17 protein-coding genes are annotated in these 20647 nt (G+C 41.0%); 9 read left to right on the forward strand and 8 right to left on the reverse strand.

Annotated elements, in window-relative coordinates; genetic code table 11:
- Window positions 1-270: 270 nt before the first annotated feature.
- Window positions 271-1494: a NupC/NupG family nucleoside CNT transporter gene (locus tag PSH54_RS00650; protein WP_004587189.1), complete on the reverse strand. Its 1224-nt coding sequence runs from the start codon at window positions 1492-1494 to the stop codon at window positions 271-273.
- Window positions 1495-1511: 17 nt separating this feature from the next.
- Window positions 1512-2141 (reverse strand): uridine kinase, encoded by a 630-nt coding sequence (gene udk, locus PSH54_RS00655; protein ID WP_004587190.1) that lies wholly within the window; start codon window positions 2139-2141, stop codon window positions 1512-1514.
- A gap of 194 nt (window positions 2142-2335) precedes the next feature.
- Between udk and PSH54_RS00660 the strand changes: the two genes are divergently transcribed.
- The 5 genes from PSH54_RS00660 (at window position 2336) to PSH54_RS00680 (ending at window position 6577) form a co-directional block, all read left to right on the forward strand.
- Complete coding sequence (locus PSH54_RS00660) at window positions 2336-3553, forward strand: phosphopentomutase (RefSeq protein WP_055254353.1); 1218 nt, start codon at window positions 2336-2338, stop codon at window positions 3551-3553.
- Between the two features lie 15 nt (window positions 3554-3568).
- The gene (gene deoD / locus PSH54_RS00665) at window positions 3569-4270 is read left to right on the forward strand and encodes a purine-nucleoside phosphorylase (protein ID WP_004587192.1); all 702 of its coding nucleotides are present in this window, start codon (window positions 3569-3571) and stop codon (window positions 4268-4270) included.
- 402 nt (window positions 4271-4672) lie between these two features.
- The gene (locus PSH54_RS00670) at window positions 4673-5416 is read left to right on the forward strand and encodes a ferredoxin--NADP reductase (RefSeq protein ID WP_273605178.1); all 744 of its coding nucleotides are present in this window, start codon (window positions 4673-4675) and stop codon (window positions 5414-5416) included.
- A 92-nt stretch (window positions 5417-5508) separates the two neighbouring features.
- Entirely contained in the window at window positions 5509-6240 is a 732-nt protein-coding gene (locus PSH54_RS00675) for a nuclear transport factor 2 family protein (protein WP_029773547.1), read from the forward strand.
- A 16-nt stretch (window positions 6241-6256) separates the two neighbouring features.
- On the forward strand, window positions 6257-6577 hold the full coding sequence (locus PSH54_RS00680) for a hypothetical protein (protein ID WP_004589283.1): 321 nt from the start codon (window positions 6257-6259) through the stop codon (window positions 6575-6577).
- A gap of 529 nt (window positions 6578-7106) precedes the next feature.
- On the opposite strand, the gene PSH54_RS00685 is transcribed toward PSH54_RS00680, so the two are convergent.
- Window positions 7107-7985, reverse strand: coding sequence for a tetratricopeptide repeat protein (locus tag PSH54_RS00685; RefSeq protein ID WP_024032988.1), 879 nt, complete (start codon window positions 7983-7985; stop codon window positions 7107-7109).
- A gap of 658 nt (window positions 7986-8643) precedes the next feature.
- Here PSH54_RS00685 and katG point away from each other — a divergent pair.
- On the forward strand, window positions 8644-10824 hold the full coding sequence (gene katG, locus PSH54_RS00690) for a catalase/peroxidase HPI (RefSeq protein WP_273605179.1): 2181 nt from the start codon (window positions 8644-8646) through the stop codon (window positions 10822-10824).
- Window positions 10825-11253: 429 nt separating this feature from the next.
- Here the strand turns inward: katG and PSH54_RS00695 are convergent, their stop codons facing one another.
- From PSH54_RS00695 to PSH54_RS00715, 5 genes are all read right to left on the reverse strand, one after another.
- A complete protein-coding gene (locus PSH54_RS00695; RefSeq protein WP_337946975.1) occupies window positions 11254-11718 on the reverse strand; it encodes an REP-associated tyrosine transposase in 465 nt (154 codons plus the stop codon).
- Between the two features lie 959 nt (window positions 11719-12677).
- On the reverse strand, window positions 12678-14279 hold the full coding sequence (locus PSH54_RS00700) for an ABC-F family ATPase (RefSeq protein WP_273605180.1): 1602 nt from the start codon (window positions 14277-14279) through the stop codon (window positions 12678-12680).
- Between the two features lie 186 nt (window positions 14280-14465).
- Complete coding sequence (locus tag PSH54_RS00705) at window positions 14466-15200, reverse strand: substrate-binding periplasmic protein (protein WP_273605181.1); 735 nt, start codon at window positions 15198-15200, stop codon at window positions 14466-14468.
- A 177-nt stretch (window positions 15201-15377) separates the two neighbouring features.
- Entirely contained in the window at window positions 15378-16130 is a 753-nt protein-coding gene (locus PSH54_RS00710) for a substrate-binding periplasmic protein (protein ID WP_273605182.1), read from the reverse strand.
- Window positions 16127-16864: a substrate-binding periplasmic protein gene (locus PSH54_RS00715; RefSeq protein ID WP_273605183.1), complete on the reverse strand. Its 738-nt coding sequence runs from the start codon at window positions 16862-16864 to the stop codon at window positions 16127-16129. Before PSH54_RS00715 ends, PSH54_RS00710 begins: the two co-directional genes overlap by 4 nt.
- Window positions 16865-17148: 284 nt before the next feature.
- On the opposite strand from PSH54_RS00715, the gene PSH54_RS00720 reads away from it, so the two are divergent.
- The 3 genes from PSH54_RS00720 (at window position 17149) to PSH54_RS00730 (ending at window position 20610) form a co-directional block, all read left to right on the forward strand.
- Window positions 17149-17748, forward strand: a complete 600-nt coding sequence (locus tag PSH54_RS00720; protein ID WP_273605184.1) for a class I SAM-dependent methyltransferase — start codon at window positions 17149-17151, stop codon at window positions 17746-17748.
- Window positions 17745-19280 (forward strand): S24 family peptidase, encoded by a 1536-nt coding sequence (locus PSH54_RS00725; protein WP_273605185.1) that lies wholly within the window; start codon window positions 17745-17747, stop codon window positions 19278-19280. The genes PSH54_RS00720 and PSH54_RS00725 overlap by 4 nt, the downstream gene beginning before the upstream one ends.
- 526 nt (window positions 19281-19806) lie before the next feature.
- Window positions 19807-20610 carry a hypothetical protein gene (locus PSH54_RS00730; RefSeq protein ID WP_273605186.1) on the forward strand — a complete coding sequence of 268 codons (804 nt, stop codon included), beginning with the start codon at window positions 19807-19809 and terminating at the stop codon, window positions 20608-20610.
- Window positions 20611-20647: the final 37 nt, after the last annotated feature.

A 20647-nucleotide genomic window follows, 5' to 3' on the forward strand; every position in this document is an offset into this window, starting at 1 on the left:
ATAAACCTAAGTGTGGCCTAAAATTTATAATTTACCACTTTTCAATAATGCAAATTTATCGCAAAAATATAAAAAGCCATGCGCGTATATGTACTTAAAGGTAAGAAAGAGAAAGTTGTTTTTAACAGGAAGAATATATTTATAAGGGCCTTAAAACGATAAAAGGGCCTTGCGGCCCTTGGTGAAGTATCGTTCAAGTCAGATAGTGCTTTAACCCCTTAAAGTACTATCTTCTTGTTTTGCAACACCGGTGTTCATCTCATTAAGTTTCTAAGCTAGCGAGAGGAAAAACCCAGCAATTGCTGCGCTCATAAGGTTAGCCATAGATCCTGCTAACACTGCTCTGAGCCCTAAGCGTGCGATATCCTTTCGCCGACTAGGCGCCATACCGCCTAATCCACCTAGTAAAATAGCTATCGACGATAGATTAGCAAACCCACATAACGCAAATGTTACAATTGCTTGAGTGTGCGCACTTAACGTATCGCGATAATTTATAAAGTCTAAGTAAGCAACAAACTCATTTACTACTAACTTTTGACCAATAAAACTACCAGCTATGATTGCCTCATCCCACGGTACGCCAAGTAACCATGCAACAGGAGCAAATACATAACCTAAAATTTCTTGTAGCGTTAAAGTAGGGTAATCAAACCACCCACCAATACCGCCTAGTAAACCGTTTAATAATGCTATTAATGCTACGAAAGCTAATAGCATTGCGCCCACATTTAGCGCTAAATGCATGCCGTTGGCTGCGCCTGATGCTGCTGCATCAATAACATTAACTGGCTTGTCTTCATCGGTGTCTAAATCAGCAAGCGTATCTTTAGGTGTTTCGGTCTCTGGCACAATCATTTTGGCCATTAAAAACCCACCTGGTGCAGCCATAAAGCTGGCGGCAATTAAATACTTAAGCTCTACACCAATAATTACGTAACCTGCCATTACAGAGCCTGCTACCGTGGCTAAGCCACCTACCATTACTGCAAACAACTCAGACTTAGTCATGGTTGCTATAAACGGCTTAACAATTAAGGGTGCTTCAGTTTGGCCTACAAATATATTAGCCGTTGCTGAGAGCGATTCTGTGCGCGAGGTTTTCAATAGTTTTTGTAAACCGCCGCCCAGAATTTTAATTATCCAATCCATAATGCCAATGTGATAAAGCACAGCAACAAGTGCTGAGAAAAACACAATGACCGGTAAAACTTGAATAGCAAAAATAAAACCGAGTGTATCTTGCGATGCAAGTGGGCCAAATAAAAACCCAATCCCGTCGTTTGCAAAGCTAATTACCGAAGAGACGGCACTAGACATACTTGCTAACACATTTTTACCTGCTTCAAAAAACAGTACAAACCCACCAATAACTACTTGCATAGCAAAGGCTATCGCTACGGTGCGTAAGTTTATTGCTTTACGATTAGTCGAAGCCGCAAAAGCAATACTTAGTAGTACAAACATGCCTACTAAGCTCATAAATGTTGTCATACAGATGTTTCCCGTTATTATTCTTGTAGTAAATACTTAATTTTACTTTTAATAATATCAATCGCAACGCGGTTCATTCCGCCTCGAGTCACAACCAAATCAGCGTTATGCTTTGAAGGCTCAATAAATTGATAAAACATCGGTCTAACAGTTGCTTGATATTGCTCAACAACAGATTGTAATGTTCTGCCTCTTTTTTCCATGTCTCGTTGCATACGACGCATTAAGCAAATATCAAGGGGCGTATCTATAAATACCTTAATATCAAATTCTTTATTAAGTGCTTTATCACTTAATAATAAAATACCTTCTACTATTAAAATTTTAGCTGCAGCAACGCGACGAGTTTCATCGCTTCGTGTGTGTTGTGCATAATCATAAGTAGGTACTTCGACAGAGTTACCACTACGAAGTTGAGTTAAATGTTCAAGCATTAACTCATGTTCAAATGCATCAGGATGGTCGTAGTTAGTTTGCGTACGGTGTTCCATAGGCAAATGCGACTGATCCTTGTAATAAGCATCTTCTTCAATAATGGCGATAGCGCCTGGTTCAAGCTCATTAACCAACTCATTGTAAATAGTTTGGCTAAAAAGAGATTTGCCCGACGCTGATGCGCCAGCAATAGCTATAATAGTTCGTGTCACTAAAGTTCTCACCCACACAGAAAGGAAAAGTTGTTTGGTTGATCACAATAGCAAAAAAGACACGAATAATCTCTTTTGCTTTGCTTAAGAACGCAAATTTATAATGTTTAGCTTTTATGAAACAGGACTTATGTCCTGTACGGAAAATTCGATCAGCGGATAAAGTAACCACCTAGAAGCAAAGTGAGGTCAACATGGCAAGAGCAATCATCTTAATGGCAGACAGCCTAGGTATAGGCGCAGCACCCGATGCAGACAAATTTGGTGATGTTGGAGCAAATACACTCGCCCACTTATTAAAAGCATACCACGACGAAACGGGTAAAGCGTTATCGTTACCTAATTTATCTAAATTAGGTTTAATCGATGCCTGTGAGGCAGCGGGCGGTGAAACGTGTTTAGTTTCTGATCGTCAAGCATCGCAAGGTGCATGGGGTTATGCAAAAGAGCTTTCAAGCGGTAAAGATACGCCATCAGGGCACTGGGAAATGGCCGGCGTACCTGTGTTATTTGATTGGGGCTACTTCCCTAAAACACAGCCAAGTTTTCCACAAGAATTTGTAGACGAATTTATAGCCGCTACCGGTATACCTGGCATTTTAGGCAACTGCCATGCATCAGGCACTACCATATTAGAGCAGCTAGGCGAAGAGCATGTAAAATCAGGCAAACCAATTTGTTACACCTCTGCAGATAGCGTGTTTCAAATTGCCGCACACGAAGAGTCTTTTGGCCTTGAGCGCCTTTACGAAGTGTGTGAAATTGCCCGCGAATTACTTGATAAACTAAATATAGGCCGTGTTATTGCTAGGCCATTTTTAGGCACAAGCAACGCAGATTTTGCCCGTACTGGTAATCGTCGCGATTATTCAGTATTGCCGCCAGCACCGACCCTATTAGATGTGCTATCTAAACACGGTGGTGAAGTAATAAGCATTGGTAAAATTGCAGATATATATGCACACCAAGGCATTACTCAAAAACACAAAGCCCCAGGGCTGATGAATTTGCTTGAAAAAAGCAGCGAAGTATTAGCAAGTGCGCCAGATAACAGCTTAATTTTTACCAATTTAGTTGATTTTGACGAAAAGTTTGGCCACCGTCGCAACCCAGTTGGTTATGCAAAAGCGTTAAAAGAATTTGACGATTACTTACCAACTATACTAAACCAATTAAATGCAGATGACGTGTTAATGATCACTGCAGATCACGGCTGTGACCCAACCTTTCCAGGTTCAGAGCACACCCGCGAATATGTACCAGTTATAGCTTATCAACCGGGCATGCAAAATACCCCGCTTGGCGAGCGCAATAGCTTTGCAGATATAGGCCAAACCCTTGCACAGTGGTTTAACTTACCTGCACTTGAATACGGTGACGGCTTTTTAAATAAGCTAAACGCGCCTAAATAAAAAGGAAAACAATTAATGAGTACTCCGCATATTAGTGCAAACGTTGGTGACTTCGCTGAAACAGTATTAATGCCGGGCGATCCGCTTCGTGCACAATACATTGCTGAAAACTTTTTAGATGATGCTGTACAAGTAACAGGCGTACGTAACATGTACGGCTTTACAGGCACATATAAAGGTAAACCTGTAAGTATTATGGGTTCGGGCATGGGCATACCATCTATGTCTATTTATGCGCGTGAGTTAATTGTAAGCTTTGGCGTTAAAAATATTATTCGTATTGGTACCTGTGGTGGTATTGGTACAGATATTAAAATTCGCGACGTAATTTTTGCACAAGGCGCAAGCACCGACTCAAACGTAAACCGTGCACGCGTTCGTGGTTACGATTTTTCAGCAATTGCTAACTTTGACCTACTTTTAAACGGTGTTAACGCCGCTAAAGACCTAGGCATTAAAGCAAAAGTAGGTAACGTATTTACTACCGATACCTTCTACCAAGCTGACGACACATTCTACAAAGACCTAGATAAACTAGGTGTACTAGCTGTAGATATGGAAACAGCAGGTTTATATGGTGTAGCTGCAGAGTATGGTGCTAACGCAATGGCACTATTTACCGTAAGTGATCACGTGATCACCGGTGAAGCAACACCTGCGGATGAGCGCCAAAGCACATTTAACGAAATGGTTAAAATTGCTTTAGAGTCTATTTAATAAACGCAATTTTATTAAATTAGCAAACAGTTCCTTGGTAACGTATTCACTAAGTTTTGGAGACACGCCCAAAGTGAAGTGAGACTAAACCCCCAAAGCCGCATTTTATGCGGCTTTTTTTATGCCTATAAAAGCGCTACTTTTAAAAAGCCAGCAAGCTGCGCGTCTGCACAGCATGAGCTAACCGCGTAGCTGGAGTTCACCTCGCGTGGGGTATTAATTTCATCGCGGTATAAAGCCGCAGCTACTCACCTTTTTAATCAAACCAATGTTACCCAAAGTAAAAGCACTATGTTTAAAAAGTCACTACACCCAGTGTCACTCTTACTAAGTTAATGCTAGTGTATAAATTACAACCATTTATTGTTTTTGTTGTTTAACCGTTAAGCTATGGAGTTGACTATGTCTAACTGGGTAGATGCAACCGTAAAAAAAGTAACATGGTGGAGCGATACACTTTTCAGCCTGGTAGTAAACGCAAGCGTAGAGCCATTTAAAGCAGGGCAGTTTACTAAGCTCTCGATTATGGAGGGCGATAAACGTATTGCTCGGGCATACTCTTATGTAAACGCGCCTAATAACCCCGATTTAGAATTTTACCTTATCAATGTAGAGGGCGGCTTATTATCGCCTAGGTTGGCGCAATTAAAACCAGGCGACACTGTATTAATAGAGCAACGTGCCACAGGCTTTTTTACCTTAGACGAAATACCGCCAAGCGAGCAGTTATGGATGCTAAGTACAGGCACTGCAATAGGGCCGTTTTTATCTATTTTGCAGCAACAAGAGGTATGGCAAAAATACACACAGATTAATTTAGTGCACGGCGTACGTTTTAATGCCGATTTAAGCTATCAAAATCTAATACACACCCTAATAAACGCACACCCTACACAACTTAACTACATTCCGGTTGTAAGCCGTGAGGAGCCACAGCAAGGCCTGAAAGGGCGTATAACTACAGCAATTCAAAACGGCGAGCTATTTAGTAAAGCCTCTAAAACCCCAAGCCCGAGTAATTCGCAATTTATGATTTGCGGTAACCCACAAATGGTAAAAGACACCACACAGTTACTTTTAGACAAAAACTTTAAACGAAATCGTCGCAGAGACCCAGGGCACATAACGGTTGAGCAGTATTGGTAAAGTGTATAACAATCATTTAATTGCTACCCGAAAACGCTCAAATTTGTTATGTTGCAGCATTAACAGCGTTATATGTTCATATTAGGAAAGTTATGAAATCGTTATCTATTATTTTTGCCTCGCTTATTGCCACTGTTGCCCTGATCAGTTATGCAGCAGAGCAAACCGAAGAGACTCAAGAAGAGCAAAAAAGTACCGAGCAAGCGTCAAGCTCTACTCAAGCCAGCAATTCACCAACAAAAGCAAAAGATGAAAAGTTAAACACGCTTGAGTACCAAGCCCCTGAGCTTAAAACGCCAACAGTAGATACTACTAAACCTGACGACTCAAAAGTACTGGGTAGCGAAACCCCAAAACCGGTAGAAAAACCAAAAAACAAAGTAGAAAAAGCAGCAGCTGTGGCCGAGGCAGAAAAAGCGGTAACGCAAGCCAAAGAGGCATTAACCGCTAAGCAGCAAGCTAAAGCTAAACAATCTCGCGAGTCGCTTGCTGTTGTAGAGCAATTAGTAGAAGCCTATAACGCACGTAATATTGAACAATTTATTCGTATGTACGATGAAGATGTAGAGTTTTATATTTTTCCTAATGAGCTATTATTTAAAGGAAAAGAAAAACTAATAGCCCGTTATGGCTTAATGTTTAAAAAATTAAAGTGTATTAATAGCTCGCCAATAAAGCGTATTGTGCACGGCGACATAGTAATAGACCACGAACTATCAGAAACCTGTTCAACAGACGAAAACGTGGTAGATAAACGCTCTGAGTTAGTATCGAGCTACCAAATAAAAGACGGAAAAATAATCCGCGTATTATTTTTTAGATAATTATAAAAGGCATACTATGCAGTTAGCAGACGACAAAAAAATTCGCTTAATGTATCGCGTTGAGCCAGGGTGTTTAGGGCCGCAGGGCGCAGATCACATAGAAGACTTTTGTCGTTATGCTAATAAGCATATTAAATCACCTTATTACGGGCAATTTTTATTTTTACCACGTTTTGACAAACAAAAAGATGAGCGTCAATACAGCGTAAAAAACCGCAACCTATCGCGAGTGCAAGCCAAGGCCTATTTAAACCATTTTGAAATTGATATAGATACCTTCGAAGAGCAACTCGACGAACTCCTCACCAAAGCCATCGATTTATACTTTAAACGATAATTATAAACGCCTGAATACAAGTTTTACCCTGTAGCTAATTTTGCCTATAGACGCCTAGTTTGCTCAGGGAGATGCGTATTTTCTCATTAATTGCCCCACAGAGGGCATTCCGCGCTACACAGAGAAAATAGGCATTGGTGAGTTACTTCTTTGTGGTGAGATAATCACTTTTAAGACGTGTCTACAGAATAGGGTTTATCGTGTAGCAGCGAGTTTACCTCGCGTTTTATATTAAACTTTTTCGCGGCATAAAGCCGCTGCTACTCATTAATTGCATCACAGAGGGCACAGAGGCGCTTCGCGCTACACAGAGAAAGCACAGGTATTGGTGATTTATTTCTCCAGTTTTTCTCCTGCTCTCCTCCTTCACTTCTCGGTGGTGACATAATCACTTTTAAACGAAAGCATGAGCTAACCACGTAGCAGCGAGTTTACCTCGCGTTTTATATTAAACTTTCTCGCGGCATAAAGCCGCTGCTACTGCTATTGTGGGCTTCGCACTTTACGCCAATAACGCGCCTACAAAACTCTAGCTACCCGCTACTATGGTATTAAAGCTGTCGTTGTCGTGTAGGCTGGCAAATGCACTTTCGTGTAGTAGCTCATTACGTAAGTTTGGCGAGTATTCAAGGGCCATTTTTATATCGGCTAATGCATCGGCATGTTTGTGTGTAAGTGCATACGCACACGCACGCTGCCAGTAGGCATAGCCGTAGTCGCTATCTATATCAATGGCTTGGTTACATAACTCAATGGCTTTAGCGGTTTCGTTTAGCTCTAATAATGCATCGGCTTTATAGGCAATGGCTTCTACATCTTCTGGCTTACGTTTTAAAATTTCGTCAAATATTTCAATTTTGTTTGCAAAGTCGCTTTCTAGGTTTGCGCGCATCCATAACGAGTGCACCTCGTTAGTGACCGATATACGCTCTTGGTTACTGAGTATTTCTTCTGAGCGTACACGCAGTTTTTCTTCAAGAATTTTTAAGCGATCTTCGTACTCGTCAGTGATCACACTGACACGCGTATTTACAATGTCTTCTACTTTATTTTTAACATCGCGCAGCGAGTTCCAGCCTACTAAAACCAAAATAGAGGCCGTAGCAGTAATAATAAAAAACACGTTATTAATAGTGTCGGTGGTGTAAATAAGCGCTCTGTCGGCGGTGTCTAATTGGGCGTGTGTAACTTGTTTTGTCACATCTTCGCGTAATTGTTGTTGGTCTTGGCGAACGGCTTTTAACTCATCAAGAATATAGCGTTCTAAAAGCGGTTTATACATGGGCTCATTTAATTGCGCTAACGCTTGTTGCTGTTGCTCTTCTGTTGGTGCAGCAGATTCTTGGGCATTAACAGTATTTAAAAGCGAAACAAAACAAACAAATAGAATAGTTATATAAAAACGCATGGGTACGCCTAGTTAATTATTAGTGACTAATCGCACTTTAACATGCAAGGCTTATTGGCACTAGGGCGTGTTGGCTTTGAACATTAAACAAGTTAACAAAAACATACAACTGTTCACATAGGCTCAAAGGATTCTAAATTTTAGGCAAAAAAAAGCCAGCCCAATGTGGGCTGGCAAAACTGCTTAAAACAACAATAAATTGTCGCAGGGAAATAACAGGAGTGAGTGGTCATAATAATCAAGTTAATCTGAACATTTACTTAATTATTCAAAATAGATTTCAATAAGTTATAAAGTAAAGGTGCATTGGGCTTAGTAATGCACCTTTATAAACAACTTTAATTTCATGGTGAAGGGGGGTATTCCAATGTGCGCTCAATTAAAAGCCACTTTCAAACCCTTCACATACCATTACGCGTTATCTATTTAATCCGATCACACTAATTGTGGAGTTTAAACTGTATTCATTAAACCAATGGTTTCAATCGATTTAATTCAAGTTAATACGCTGGCGAATGTAATATTAGGGGTCTATATTGTTTGAGCAGTAAATAAAAATTATGCACAAAATTAATAAACCTTAGCGTGTTACTTTAAATGTAAGCGCTGGGGCTTGAGTAAAATAGTTAAACTCTTCATTTAAAGTAAGGAGCTGAAAATGAGCAGCACTAAATCGGGTCAATGTCCCGTAATGCACGGTAGTAACTCAGTTATTTCTAAAGTAAACACAGATTGGTGGCCAAATACTCTAAATTTAGACATTCTTCATCAGCACGACACAAAATCAAACCCCTACGGCACAGACTTCGACTACGCCGAAGCATTCAAATCTCTCGATTTAGACGCAGTAAAAGCAGACCTAAAAGCCTTTATGACCGATAGCCAAGATTGGTGGCCAGCGGATTGGGGTCATTACGGCGGCTTAATGATCCGCATGGCATGGCACTCTGCGGGTACGTACCGATTATCAGACGGCCGTGGTGGCGCAAGCACCGGCAACCAGCGTTTTTCGCCGCTAAATTCGTGGCCAGACAACGCAAGCTTAGATAAAGCGCGCCGTCTATTGTGGCCAATCAAGAAAAAATACGGTAACAAATTATCATGGGCCGACCTATTTATTTTAGCCGGTAACATGGCATACGAATCAATGGGCTTAAAAATTTATGGCTTTGCAGGTGGTCGTGAAGACATTTGGCATCCAGAAAAAGACATTTACTGGGGCGCAGAAAAAGAATGGCTAGCACCGAGTGATGAGCGTTACGACAACGTAGAAAAACCCGACACCATGGAAAACCCATTAGCTGCGGTACAAATGGGCTTAATTTACGTAAACCCAGAAGGCGTTAATGGTATACCCGATCCGCAAAAAACCGCGCAGCACGTACGTGAAACATTTGCTCGCATGGCAATGAACGACGAAGAAACCGCAGCGCTTACTGTAGGCGGTCACACGGTAGGTAAAACCCACGGTAACGGTAAAGCTGAGCACTTAGGCCCAGAGCCAGAAGCGGCCGATGTACACGAGCAAGGCCTAGGCTGGAACAGCACTAAAGAAGGCGGCTTTGGTCGCAATACTGTAACGTCGGGCCTAGAAGGCGCGTGGACTACCCACCCAACAAAATGGGATAACGGCTACTGCCACTTACTATTAAACTACGAGTGGGAGCTAACTAAAAGCCCAGCAGGCGCGCACCAATGGGAGCCTGTAAACATTAAAGAAGAAGACAAGCCGGTAGATGTAGAAGACCCATCAATTCGTTTAAACCCAATGATGACCGACGCCGATATGGCCATGAAGGTAGACCCAATCTACCGTAAAATTATTGAACGTTTTAACAACGACTTTGAGTATTTTTCTGATGTGTTTGCCCGCGCGTGGTTTAAACTTACGCACCGCGACTTAGGCCCTAAAGCGTGTTACCTAGGTAAAGATGTACCAAGCGAAGACCTAATTTGGCAAGACCCAATTCCGGCGGTTGACTACACCCTATCTGATGACGAAATTAGCGAGCTAAAAGCCCAAATTCTTGATTGTGGCGTAAGCGCTACTGATTTAATTACTACAGCATGGGATAGCGCACGTACGTACCGTGGCTCAGACCGCCGTGGTGGTGCAAATGGCGCGCGTATTCGCTTAGCTCCGCAAAAAGATTGGCAAGGCAATGAGCCAGAGCGCTTAGCAAGCGTACTTAGCGCCCTTGAAAAATTTAAAGCAGGTTTAGCTAAGCATATCAGTATTGCCGATTTAATAGTACTAGGTGGCACAGCTGCTGTAGAGCAAGCTGCAAAACAAGCTGGTGTTGATGTAACTGTACCGTTTGCGCCAGGGCGCGGCGATGCAACCGACGAAATGACCGATGCCGAGTCGTTCGAACCGTTAGAGCCAGTACACGACGGCTTTAGAAACTACCTTAAAGGCGATTTTAGCGTATCGCCAGAAGAGCTACTTTTAGAGCGTAGCCAGTTAATGGGCCTAACCGCACCAGAAATGACCGTACTGTTTGGCGGAATGCGCGTATTAGGCACAAACTACGCAGGCAGCAAACACGGCGTATTTACCGACAACGTAGGTGCGCTTTCTACCGACTTTTTTGTAAACTTAACCGACATGGCCAATAACTGGAAACCTTCTGAGCCAGGTGTTTACAATATTGTTGAACGTAAAACAGGCACCATAAAATGGACCGCAACACGTATAGATTTAGTGTTTGGTTCAAACTCTATATTACGTGCACTAAGCGAATTTTACGCACAAGACGACAACAACGAACGTTTTGTAAATGATTTCGTAAATGCATGGGTAAAAGTAATGAACGCCGACAGATTTGATCTTAAATAAATCAAAATTATAGGCACAAAGGGGAGCAACATAGCTCCCCTTTTTATTATCTAAATTTTAGTTCGTGGCCTGTAGGCACAGAGCTTAGCTTCGGCGTTAGTTTGTCTTGTAGACGTAGAGCTTGCTCACGTTAGAAGCGTAGCTTCTCATGGTTTTAGCAAAGGGGCTTACACTTAGGTAAAAGCGCTGCTTTTAAACGCCAGCAAGCTGTGCGTCTACAGAGTAAGGTTTAGCTCCGGCGTTAATTTGACTTGTAGACGTTGAGCTTGCTCACGTTAGAAGCGTAGCTTCTCATGGCTTTGGCAAAGGGGTTTACACTTAGGTAAAAGCGCTGCTTTTAAAACGCCAGCAAGCTGCGCGTCTACAGACTAGGGCTAAGCTCCGGCGTTGGTACACGATGCTTGTTCACGAAAAATAAAAATAATACCCTCAACCCCCGCCGTTCAAATATATACAATCCCAAAAAGGGTATTGTTCAATCTTTTGCACAATCCCAGCTCTTAATGGGTTTGCAACAATATAACGAGCCTGAATTATTAAATCTCTTTCATTGCGGATTTGATGATCAAAATAATTTTGTTGCCAAATTGGACCTTTATCACCACTAAGCGCATTAATCTTCACGGTTGTTAAGCTTTTAAACTGCCTAACTACCTCAGATAGTGAGAGCGCCTTAACCTGAAAAAGCCAATGAAGGTGATCTGGCATTACGGTATAGCAAATAGTATTAACATTTTTTTGCATATAAAAGATCGCGCGAGCGGCTATACAGGCATTCTCAAAGTTTTCAAATAAATCGGCTCTTTGCACGCAGCATATGGTGACTGAATAATATTTATTTGCAGACGAGCAGCGACCTTTTAATAGTTTTGTTGAAGAAACCATGAGAGCCATTTCTTAATATATTTTAATAAATATAGGAAAACCTGTTTATTACACAAGGCAAGTTTTTAAAACAGTAGTTAATCTGACTTGTAGACGCTGAGCTTGCTCACGTTAGAAGCGTAGCTTCTCATGGCTTTAGCGAAGGGGTTTAACATCAGGGTAAAGCGTTGCTTTTAAACGCCAGCAAGCTGTGCGTCTACAAGGTAGAGGTTAGCTCCGGCGTTAGTTTGACTTGTAGACGTTGAGCTTGCTCACGTTAGAAACGTAGCTTCTCATGGCCTTAGCAAAGGTGGTTACACTTATGTAAAAGCGCTGCTTTTAAACGCCAACAAGCTGCGCGTCTACAGGATTGGGCTTAGCTCTGGCGTTAATTTGACTTGTAGACGTTGAGCTTGCTCACGTTAGAAGCGCAGCTTCTCATGGCTTTAGCAAAGGTTGTTACACTTAGGTAAAAGCGTTGCTTTTAAGACGCCAGCAAGCTGTGCGTCTACAGGATTGGGCTTAGCTCCGGCGTTAGTTTGACTTGTAGTTGTTGAGCTTGCTCACGTTAGAAGCGCAGCTTCTCATGGCCTTAGCAAAGGTGGTAACACTTAGGTAAAAGCGTTGCTTTTAAACGCCAGCAAGCTGTGCGTCTACAAGGTAGAGGTTAGCTCCGGCGTTAGTTTGACTTGTAGACGTTGAGCTTGCTCACGTTAGAAACGTAGCTTCTCATGGCTTTGGAAAAGGTGGTTACACTTAGGTAAAAGCGTTGCTTTTAAAACGCCAGCAAGCTGTGCGTCTACAGAGCAGGGTTTAGCTTATTATGGCTAAAACAATACGCACCCACCTATTCAAACACCCACAAAAAAAGGCGCTAAACAGCACCTTTTTAAAATGGTTTAGGTTTTATTTTTAGTTTTTGAAACCTAAAAGATTAAACCTAAAAACTTAAACCTAAAACAGACGCGATATAAAATCGCTGCTACAACTTAAGCGATTTTTTTCTCTTCTATGCTTGCTAGGTATTCGTCAAACGTACCTTGAAAATCAATGACCTGCTTGTCTTTAATATCAATAATACGTGTTGCTAAAGACGATACAAACTCGCGGTCGTGGCTTACAAAAATAAGCGTACCCGCAAAGTCTTTAAGTGCATTGTTTAGCGCTTCAATGGCTTCCATATCCATGTGGTTGGTTGGCTCGTCCATTACAAGTACGTTTACGTCTTGCATCATTAACTTACCAAACAACAAACGGTTTTTTTCACCACCAGAACAGTTACGCGCTTTTTTGTTTGAATCGTCGGCGGTAAACAACAAACGCCCTAACATGCCGCGTACCATTAAATCGTTGTGCTTGGCTGTACGCCATTGCGACATCCAATCAAATAACGTTAAATCGTTATCAAAATCTTTTGTGCTGTCTTGCGGGCAGTAGCCAAAGCTTGCGTTTTCTGACCACTTAATTTCGCCTTCATTACTTTTAAGCTCGTTTACTAAACAGCGTAAAAAGGTAGTTTTACCCACACCGTTTTCGCCAATAACCGCAAGCTTTGCGCCAGCTTCTAGTAAAAAGTCGCCGCCGCTAAATAATGTTTCGCCATCAAAACCGTGGCCAAGTTTATTAACTTCAAGCGCTTGGCGGTACATTTTTTTGCCTTCGTCAAAACTTAATGATGGGCTCATACGGCTTGACGCTTTTACTTCATCAAGCTTAATTTTATCCATTTTTTTAGCACGCGAACTGGCTTGTTTAGCTTTAGACGCGTTAGCACCAAAGCGGTTAACAAAGTCTTGAAGCTCGTCAATCTCGGCGCTTTTTTTAGCGTTTTCGGCTAATAATTGCTCTCGCTGTAAGCCCGCCGCTTCTAAAAACTTTTCGTAGTTACCTGGGTAAATACGCAGCTCACCGTAATCAATGTCGGCCATGTGAGTACATACCGAATTTAAAAAGTGGCGGTCATGGGAAATAATAATCATGGTGCATTTACGTTTATTAAGCTCATTAGCTAGCCACGTAATGGTATGAATATCCAAGTTATTGGTTGGCTCATCAAGTAGCAGTATGTCTGGGTTTGCAAACAGCGCCTGCGCTAAAAGCACACGTAATTTCCAACCTGGGGCAACGTTTGCCATTAACCCATAATGAAACTCTTTATCTATACCCGCTTCTATTAGTATTTCTTCAGCGCGGCTTTCAGCTGTGTAACCATCCATTTCGGCAAAAACGCTTTCAAGGTCGGCCACTTTCATGCCGTCTTCTTCGCTCATTTCGGGTAATGAGTAAATACGGTCGCGCTCTTGCTTTACTTTCCAAAGCTCTACGTCGCCCATAATTACGGCATCTACAACGCTGTATTGTTCAAACGCAAACTGGTCTTGGCTTAGGTTACCTACTTTAAGCCCTGGCGTAATCGACACATTACCCGCACTTGGCACAAGCGCACCGCTTAAAATTTTCATGAAGGTCGACTTACCACAGCCGTTAGCGCCAATTAAACCGTAACGGTTACCGTTACCAAATTTAGCTGAAATGTTTTCAAACAACGGCTCTGCGCCAAACTGCATCGTAATATTTGCGGTGGAGATCAAAAAGTTAGTCCTAGAATGAGTACTGACAGGGGCCAACTGCAGCAAAACGCCACAAACAAGACCAAGCAATAGGGTAAATTAGCTGGCGAATTATACAGATCCCCCCATGGTAATGAAAGGTAAAAGATACATACCTAAAATGGCAGCACGTTAGGTTATGAATCTATATAAGTGTAAAGCCGTAGGTTAATAGGGTTTATAAATGCGCTCTATGGCCGCTTTATTATTTTTAATAAGGCCATTAATTACAGCTACTTCATCAAGCGTGACCGACTGTTTACTCATCATAAAATGTACGCCATTAACATTAATAGCTGGCGCCGTTTTTACCGGCAAAATGGTGCTGTAGCGCTTAGCAAAATATTTTGCGACAACAGAGTCGTCAATCACGTAGTCAACTCGCTTTTTGTTAAGCATACCAAAGCGCGTATTTGCATCCGCGGTAAGTACTATTTGGTTGGGGTAGTGTTTTCTTATTTTTTCAAACTCAGCGCCAAAAAAGCTGCCTCTGTTAACGCCAACAATAAAGCCACGTTCAAAAAGCGCCGCTAAGTTAATTACATCTATGGCGTTTTCATGCTTATAAAGCAGCATAACTTCATCGCGATAAACATCAGTAAAATAAGAGTACTCGGCGCGCTCTTTTGTATAACTTGCCGCAAAGGTAATATCAATATGGCCTGTTTTTAGCTCTTGCTGAACCCGCGATAAGCTCGGAAAATAAACCCACTCAATACAAAAAGGCGAATTTTTAAAAACAGCGTTAACCGTATCTACCTCTGCGCCAACAAAGGCGTTGCCTTGTTTAATTAAATAGGGCGCCCAGTTGGTTTCGTTGGTGCCCATTTTTAACGTTTTAGTGCATGCCAGCACATTAAATTGCGCAACCAAAACTATAAACGCTAACAGAAACATTTTCATAAAACGTCCTTTTATACCAATCCGCATAATTAAGTGATCTATTTTGAGGATGGATAAACGTGTTGATAGCAAGGCAAAAAATTCGCTATTTAGTTGTTCTAAATGAGAATTTTTTAACGCAGATAGCGACACATTTAGCCCCTGAAAATGATTAAGTATTAATGTGGGTTAGTATTATTACTTAAATAACGCCTTAAGCGCCGCTTTATTTTTTACAATATGCGCATTAATAGTGTTAACTTCTTCTAAAGTAATCGTTTTTTTGCTCATCATAAAATGCACATTATTTACGTTAATAGGCGCTACTTGCTCAACGGGTAAAATAGCCGTGTATTTTTTAGCAAAATGGTGCGCCACTAACGAATCGTCTACTACAAAATCTACCCGCTTTTTATTTAACAAAGCAAAGCGTTTATCGGCATCGCTGGTAAGTACTATTTGCTTGCTATATTTATCGCTTAACATTTTAAACGTGTGCCCTAAAAAGCTGCCGCGGTTAACGCCTGTTATTAAGCCCTTTTTAAATAACTGCTCTAACGAACTAATACTTGCCGAGCCAGCATGTTTATACAACAACATTACTTCTTCGCGATAAGGCAAACTAAAGTGGGCGTAAGCTTGGCGCTTACGGGTTTTACTTGCTGCAAACATTAAATCTACACGGCCGTGTTTTAGCTCTTCTAAGGCGCGTAAGGAGTTAGGTAATAACGTAAAATTTATACAAAAAGGGGAGTCTTTAAAAATGGTTTTAATTATATCTATTTCAACCCCCGTTAACGTATTGTTTTTTAGTACCACATACGGCGGCCAGTAGCGCTCGTTGGTGCCTACATTAATGGTTTTATCGCATGCTTGGGCTTTAGCGCTAAATAACCCCAAACACGTTACCCACATCAATAAAAACACACGAGTACAGCTTAAAACATTCATTCAAACAGCGCCTTAAGTGCCGCTTTATTTTTAGCTATATGCGCGTTAATAATTTTAACCTCATCAGGCGTAACTGTTCTTTTGCTCAGCATTAAGTGTATTTGGTCTTTATTAATAGCGGGTATAGTTGGCGCTTTCATTAAGCTGTTACCACGCTTACTTAAATAATTGCCTACTAGCTCGTCTTCTATTGCGTAATCTATACGCTGCTTATTAAGCATTTCAAAGCGCTTACTGGTTGCGCTGGTGTATTCTATTTGTTTTTTATGGCTTTTTTTATACTGCTCAAACTCTTCGCCATAATAACTACCAAAGTTAGCGCCGATGGTTAAACCTTGGTTAAAAATATCAGCTAAGTTTTTAACCTTGTGTTGATTGTTTTTGTTTTCATATAAACGCATTACCTCGGTGCGGTAGGCCTTTGTAAAATGAGCATATTTAGCGCGCTCACTGGTGTAACTTGCCGCCCAGCCTATGTCTATTCGGCCATGGCGCAGCTCGGTAAAAGCCCGTTTAGAATTAGGCAGCATTTTTATTTCAAAACAAAAAGGCGAGTCTTTAAAAATAATAGTTAACGCATCCACCTCTTTACCCTGTAACTGGCCGCTAATGCCCATTACATAAGGAGGCCAAAAAGCATCATGTGCGCCAACGCTAAGCGTTCTTTCGCAGGCAAACACACCCCAAGAGGTACTAAACAACACACACAATAATAAGGTTATTAATTTATTCATTAAGTCTCTGAGGTAAGCTTTTTTGTACGTTATTAAAACAGTATAACCTAGCAAAATAATATAATGGTGAAGGAATCATTAAAGTTGTAAAAAAATGTATCTAAAAAGGAGAGGGTTAAGGTTTTAAGGAGATAATTATTGCTAAATTCAATACAAACAGCGTATTAAGCTAAAAAAACCTACTTATAAGTTCTTTAATTTATCGGCTTGTTCCTGTAGATTAAACAAACATGAATGCAGTATTAACGTTGCGAACTCGCAAAAGCCAAGGAGCGGTATAAGCAGTGCCCAATACCACACTAAATTATTATAACCAAAATGCACAAACCTTTAGCGACTCAACACTTAATGTTGATATGTCGGCGCTTTACCGTGAGTTTTTACCTTATGTTGTCCAAAATGGCCATGTGCTAGATGCAGGTTGTGGCTCAGCTCGCGATGCTGCCTATTTTAAAAGCCAAGGCTTTAGTGTGTCGGCTTTTGATGCGAGCCCTGCACTTGCAGAGCTTGCAAGCAGTTACTTTCAGCAACCAGTAGAGGTTAAAACCTTTCAAGAGCTTGAGTGTGTTAATAAATACGACGGTATTTGGTGCTGCGCCAGTTTGTTACATGTGCCAAAGGCCGAGCTTCCTCAAGTATTTTTAAACCTACAAAATGCGCTTAAACCCAATGGCGTTTTATATGTATCGTTTAAATATGGCACTCAAGAGCGTGTACATAATGGCCGTGAATTTACCGATTTAACCGAGCAGTTATTAAGTAGTTTATTAAATCAACACACGCAATTAAGCATAATTAAGCACTGGCAAAGTGTTGATCAGCGCCCAGGGCGTGAAAGCGAAGTGTGGCTCAATGCCATAATAAAGGCTGGCCCCATTTTATGATCAGCGCAATGCAGCAACAACTCGACTTTATTGCGTATATTCAACGCATGCTGGTTGAGGGCGATTTTAGCGCTACCTACAAGTTTGCACTTTTACACGCCATTGCCGATGTATGCGTAGAGCAACCGCTGTTATCTGAGCAAAGTGAATTAGTAATAGAGCTACCAACCCTTGCCGATAAACTCATTACTTTATACTGGCACCATGCAATGCCGTTTTCGTCAGAGCACACCGGCGAAAGCGCCTTACTTAAGCAAAATACAGGCGCGCAATCAAAAGTAATTAGCGTATTGTTTGAATGCCAGCAAAACAACATACGTAACTTTCGCCAGCTTAAGCACAGCCCGTTTTATAAGCCCACGTTTAATGCTGCTATGGCAACACTAAAATCAGGGCCGCTTTGGCGCTTACAAATTCTCGCCAAACAAGAAGAATGCTTTTTGTACCCGCACACAAACAGCACTCAATTTATTACGTTAAATGCAGGCATTGCTAGCTGCTTTAGACGCTTTTACGACCTAGTGGTTTATTTAGCTAAAAATGCGTGGCTTCAAAAAATTCAAAGCATAAAGCACAACCAAGCCCTTATTGGCCCGCAAAGTCAGCTGCAAGAGTTTTTATTTGGGGTAGACCGTAATGCACTTACCAAGGCAAAGCCTGTTTTAGTAGAGCTGCAATCAAACACCTGTTTTTATTGCCAAAAGCCAATGAAAAACGATGTTGAGGTTGATCACTTTATACCGTTTGCCCGCTATGCAAACGATCTTGGCCATAATTTTGTGGCCGCGCACCGCACATGTAATAACAACAAACGCGACTTTTTAGCCGCACAGCAGCACCGTGAACGCTGGCAAAACCAAAATTTGGTCGTTAATAGCCAAACTATTAGTAATGAGCTAAGTGCCTATTTTCATTGCGATGCCGATAAATCTCTCGCTGTAAGCAATTGGGCTTACCAAGTAGCGCAAGCAAACAGCGCTAAATTATGGATTGCCAATAAAGACCATTTCGAACAAGCAAAACCAACCGCAGAATTGTTTACGTTTCCAAATGCACCACAGCCTGAGCTAAATCAAGTTGCTGAACCTGCCATTAGTTTAAAATCAGTTGATGAAGCATTAAAGCTACCGTACTTCCCTAATATTAAAATTGCCTGTGGGCATTTTAAAACTGGCGATAGCAGCGATGTTGAATATTTAGACGCGCCACTTGGCGCGGGCAAGCTTGACCCAAACGTGCATTTTTTAGCACGTGCATCGGGCCACTCTATGAATGGCGGTAAACACCCAATACTTGATGGCGACTTATTGTTACTTGAGCTTATAACTTCCGATAGAGCCGGATCACTTCGCGGCCAAATAGTCGCGATAGAGCGAGATGATATAAGCGGAGATGGACAGTATTTACTGCGTAAAGTTAATAAATTACCAAACGGGCAATATGAGTTAATCGCTCAGAACCCCGATTACGAAGTAATGATTGCTGATGAAAGCATGCGAACGTTCGCACGCTTTAAACAAGTGGTTTTGTAGTCGCGATTTTATATCGCGCTATTACTTATAGGCGCAGAGCTTGCTGGCGCGAAAAGCACAGCTTTTAAATTTGTAGGTCGTGCCGTAGGCGTGAGTTTACCTCGTGCTTTGAAAGTGCAGAAACAGGCTTGAGTCGTGATTTTTACATGGTTTTGGGAAAAGGGATTTAATAACCTCTATCTGAGGTTTATGCCAGATTGCTGGCGGCAACCAAAGGGTGAATACCGCCGTCCACCCTTTGGAATCCCACGGCGCACCCGAGAATCACACTTTATCTTCAACTTACGTTAATGATGTGAACGTAATCAGCGTAGATAGGCCATCCATGGCCTAGATACGCTTTGTACAGCATCCATGCTGTAAATTACTCATCATTAACTCTGTTTCAGGTGTGATCACGGGGGATTCGAGTGTGTTGGTAGATTGGTGTTTATGAATGAGGGCGGGAGTTTTCTCATAAGTTGTATATCAATATTAAAGAAAATTACCTGTCTTCTTGTATTAAAAATTAAAAGGGATTTAAAAATTGGAACAGCTTTTTCATATTGCGACTAGATATTATTTTGCTTTTGAAAGCAGTAAAGGCTTAAATTTTAAAATGAAGCGGAACTGGTTTTTTACAATTGCTTTAGCCCCTCTTTTTCTAGGAATGTGTTTTTTAACATTTTACCTTTTAATTATAGAGTCTAGTACGACTCAGAAGTGGCTCGGTATAGCTGCGTTATTTTTTAGTGAGTTTGCTTTTCTTTTTTCTTTCACAAGTTTGCAAGAAAAAAAGAAAAAGTTGATTCTTGAAAAGCATGGTGAAAAAAGTGGTGATAAACGTGCATTATTTCGTGCTAAAAGAAAGTGGCTTCTAAAAGAGCTTGGCATTAAAAGTACAGAGTTTTTTGTTACAGCAGAGCAGTATGAAAAAATGCTTAAGTATTACTTTGAAAGAAAAACACCTTATGAGAATTATTGGCAAACGTTCTTCTCTAGTTTATTTAGTGATAGCTCAAAGGCAAGAATCTTAAGCTTATTCATTTTTTTAATGTCTATTTGTTTTTTATTAGTAATGAAAGGTGTGAGTGATTCAGAGGTGTTCTTCGAACTCCTTGAACTAAATAATTTGATTTCAGGCTTTTTTCTAATTTTACTTTTTTCATTTGGGTTGCATGTTTTCATAGAGACTGTAAAAGCTTTAATTCGTCTTGTTGGATTAATAAATTCAATAATTATCATACGGTTAGAAAGTAAGCGCTCTGAGTCAGATGAAGTACTGAGAGTCTTTATTAAAGATCTATTTTTACTAAGCAGGTTGGATAACAAGATTAAAGTGGTTAATTGATTACCCTAAAGATCTAAATATAGTTAACTTTAGTTTT

This window comes from Pseudoalteromonas sp. Angola-30, from assembly GCF_028599215.1.
Lineage (GTDB): Bacteria > Pseudomonadota > Gammaproteobacteria > Enterobacterales > Alteromonadaceae > Pseudoalteromonas > Pseudoalteromonas atlantica.

Coding starts and splice junctions, on each gene's coding strand:
- PSH54_RS00675 (WP_029773547.1), top strand. CDS start 5,509: ATGAAATCGTTATCTATTATTTTTGCCTCGCTTATTGCCACTGTTGCC.
- PSH54_RS00705 (WP_273605181.1), bottom strand. CDS start 15,200: ATGAAAATGTTTCTGTTAGCGTTTATAGTTTTGGTTGCGCAATTTAAT.
- PSH54_RS00650 (WP_004587189.1), bottom strand. CDS start 1,494: ATGACAACATTTATGAGCTTAGTAGGCATGTTTGTACTACTAAGTATT.
- PSH54_RS00725 (WP_273605185.1), top strand. CDS start 17,745: ATGATCAGCGCAATGCAGCAACAACTCGACTTTATTGCGTATATTCAA.
- PSH54_RS00660 (WP_055254353.1), top strand. CDS start 2,336: ATGGCAAGAGCAATCATCTTAATGGCAGACAGCCTAGGTATAGGCGCA.
- PSH54_RS00680 (WP_004589283.1), top strand. CDS start 6,257: ATGCAGTTAGCAGACGACAAAAAAATTCGCTTAATGTATCGCGTTGAG.
- deoD (WP_004587192.1), top strand. CDS start 3,569: ATGAGTACTCCGCATATTAGTGCAAACGTTGGTGACTTCGCTGAAACA.
- katG (WP_273605179.1), top strand. CDS start 8,644: ATGAGCAGCACTAAATCGGGTCAATGTCCCGTAATGCACGGTAGTAAC.
- PSH54_RS00695 (WP_337946975.1), bottom strand. CDS start 11,718: ATGGCTCTCATGGTTTCTTCAACAAAACTATTAAAAGGTCGCTGCTCG.
- PSH54_RS00670 (WP_273605178.1), top strand. CDS start 4,673: ATGTCTAACTGGGTAGATGCAACCGTAAAAAAAGTAACATGGTGGAGC.
- PSH54_RS00685 (WP_024032988.1), bottom strand. CDS start 7,985: ATGCGTTTTTATATAACTATTCTATTTGTTTGTTTTGTTTCGCTTTTA.
- PSH54_RS00710 (WP_273605182.1), bottom strand. CDS start 16,130: ATGAATGTTTTAAGCTGTACTCGTGTGTTTTTATTGATGTGGGTAACG.
- PSH54_RS00715 (WP_273605183.1), bottom strand. CDS start 16,864: ATGAATAAATTAATAACCTTATTATTGTGTGTGTTGTTTAGTACCTCT.